This is a genomic window from Vibrio sp. vnigr-6D03, from assembly GCF_002835515.1.
Lineage (GTDB): Bacteria > Pseudomonadota > Gammaproteobacteria > Enterobacterales > Vibrionaceae > Vibrio > Vibrio penaeicida.
Window position 1 is genome coordinate 1 of record NZ_PIZL01000062.1, and the last position, 2,438, is coordinate 2,438.

A 2,438-nucleotide genomic window follows, 5' to 3' on the forward strand; every position below is an offset into this window, starting at 1 on the left:
CCAATCTGACACGCTTAAGGCATGTCTGAAATCGTGTGACGCCATCATTAATACACTGGAATCGCCTCACTTACTCACCAACCAAATCAAAACAATGCTGTACCAAAGTGCTGGTAGCTTTCCCTCGATAGAAACAATTGCAACTCACTTTGGTTGTTCATCAAGAACGCTTCGTAGAGAGTTAACAAAAGTCGGCACTAGTTTCCAAGTGTTATTGAACCAAGTTCGCTGTGAATTAGCGAAAGAGTATTTGGTTCATACCGAATTATCCGTTGATGAAATCGCCCATCGACTAGGCTACAGCGACGCCAGTAATTTCAGACGAGGCTTTAAAAGCTGGACAGGAAGACCGCCGCAAGCTTTAAGAAAATAATACCTATTATGCCCAAGGTTCAACAGTTATAGTCGACCACCGCTTTTTAAAGCTTTTGGTCATTTTGAGGTAACTCGCTTCGGTCATTGCTACTTTATTCGGCTTCACTAGCATATTAAACGCATCGCTCAATCCCTCCGTAGAATAGATAGAAACCTGATCAGATTTATCTAAGGTAAAGCCGATCGAAAATGCAGACAGCCATGAATCGATACCTTGTTCGACCCGCGTGTATGGTGGAATGACAGTACCGAATTTTTGAGGGTACCAACGGTGCACATTCGCTTGATTTTTGATGTCTATTTTTACGTCATGATTGAGCTTTATACGAGCGGCATCTTCGTACGCTTGTTCACTAAGCCTTTCTTCCGAATCGAAATAAATAATATCAAAATCTTTCACGTTATCTAAAAGCTTACGCCCTAAAAGACTGTTCCAGATAATTTGAGTTATAGCACCGCCTGCAATGTAAAAATTCGGCAACCCTAAATCACGGCATACCATTGCAGTTTCCATTAGCTCCGGTACGGATTCAATAAGGCTTTTTAGACGTTCTTCCATACGATGATCCATTCCCCCTGAGATTTATACATTAAACCATTTTGGCTGTATTATTCAGGGATTAAGCCATACATTTGTTTCCATAATCAAGCTGCCCAAAAACGAAAAAAAACAAACCAGTAAGGGGGAGAAACTGGTTTGTTTTAACTTATTGATTAAGGAAAATTAGGAAATTAACGGAAACGAGGGTTAGTCACGACTTGCAATCGATCCAAAATGTGAACAGGTGTGTTGTGGATGAACTGTGTTAGATCCAATGTAAACTCACCAGTACTGCCAGATCGACACATAATACCTGGGTCCTCTCCAACAATAAGAAGTTGTGGTGTATTACCATTCCAGTGAACTTTCGCTTCCATATCAAGATCATCTAGGTTGATACCGCAATTGTAAGTGCTAGCAGTCAGTAGACCATTTTCTAATGTATACCCACCAACAAGTGTTACTGGTGTTTTCGCTTTAGGGAAAACGATAGGTGCATCACCAACCGCTGAATTTGAGCCTGGGAATACGATTGCATTGTTTGCTGATGCAGCAGAGGTCGCCAACATAGCCGCTAAACTAAGAAGTTTAAAAAATTTCATTATTCTGATTTCTCCAATTGATTTGGGACTGTTCCCAAACCGAATGTAGCTCATTAGAAAAATAAGTATCAATAGGCGTATTTCTTCCAAAAATGTAAGAGATTTACCCAATCAATGTAAGCCATTAAATTACATAAAAGAAAACTATAATTAATAATCAATACGTTAATAAATTTAGAGTTAACTAATTTAAAATAAAAAACAATCGCATTTAACAATAGATTATATGATCTTAATTCAAATTAAATTTAATCTTATTTTTCATTAGGTTGTGATTTTATTCGATTTATTTGCACTTTTATAATCTTCAAAATAAAAGAAGCTATCTGATTATTAATTTCAACATAAACCAATCACTATTTTGACTGGAATAAAGATCACTAAATTCCGTCAAAATATAATAAGAAACCGTTAATTTATTATTCACGCTCATCTTTGGGCGAGTCCATCACAACATGTGTCGTTATGGTTGCAATGTAAGGCAACATCCCCAATGTTTCAGAATGGAAAGCTTTATAGCTTTTCAGATCTTTAGTCTCTACCCGCACTAAATATTCAAACTCACCAGTAACATTGTGGCATTCGGTCACTTCAGGCGACAGAGAGATGGCATCTTCGAACTCTTTCTGAGCGCTTCTGGTGTGCATAGATAACCCTACACTCACATACGCAATAAACCCTCGCCCGACGAGTTCGCCATTTAAGGTCACCCGATAACCTTTTATTACGCCTGATCGCTCCAGTTCTTGTACTCGTCTTAAACAAGCTGAAGGAGAGAGACCAACCTTTGAGGCGAGATCGGAATTGGTGATTCGACCATCCTCATGAAGCTCTTGCAATATTCTTGCGCCAATTCTGTCAATGTTCATTTTTTATTGTCCTAATAGTCCCATCAAAACAATATATACCCAAGTGACCTC

The 2,438-nt window shown here is 38.6% G+C and carries 4 protein-coding genes; 1 reads left to right on the forward strand and 3 read right to left on the reverse strand.

Annotated features, from left to right (window positions below; translation table 11 throughout):
- Positions 1-373 (forward strand): AraC family transcriptional regulator (locus tag CW749_RS27605; RefSeq protein WP_145997897.1); only part of this gene is annotated, 373 nt, incomplete at its 5' end.
- A 6-nt stretch (positions 374-379) separates the two neighbouring features.
- Here the strand turns inward: CW749_RS27605 and CW749_RS27610 are convergent.
- From CW749_RS27610 to CW749_RS27620, 3 genes are all read right to left on the reverse strand, one after another.
- On the reverse strand, positions 380-934 hold the full coding sequence (locus tag CW749_RS27610) for a nucleotidyltransferase family protein (protein ID WP_101115684.1): 555 nt from the start codon (positions 932-934) through the stop codon (positions 380-382).
- A 173-nt stretch (positions 935-1,107) separates the two neighbouring features.
- On the reverse strand, positions 1,108-1,518 hold the full coding sequence (locus CW749_RS27615) for a hypothetical protein (RefSeq protein WP_101115685.1): 411 nt from the start codon (positions 1,516-1,518) through the stop codon (positions 1,108-1,110).
- A 419-nt stretch (positions 1,519-1,937) separates the two neighbouring features.
- Positions 1,938-2,381 carry an Lrp/AsnC family transcriptional regulator gene (locus tag CW749_RS27620; RefSeq protein WP_201797043.1) on the reverse strand — a complete coding sequence of 148 codons (444 nt, stop codon included), beginning with the start codon at positions 2,379-2,381 and terminating at the stop codon, positions 1,938-1,940.
- Positions 2,382-2,438: the final 57 nt, after the last annotated feature.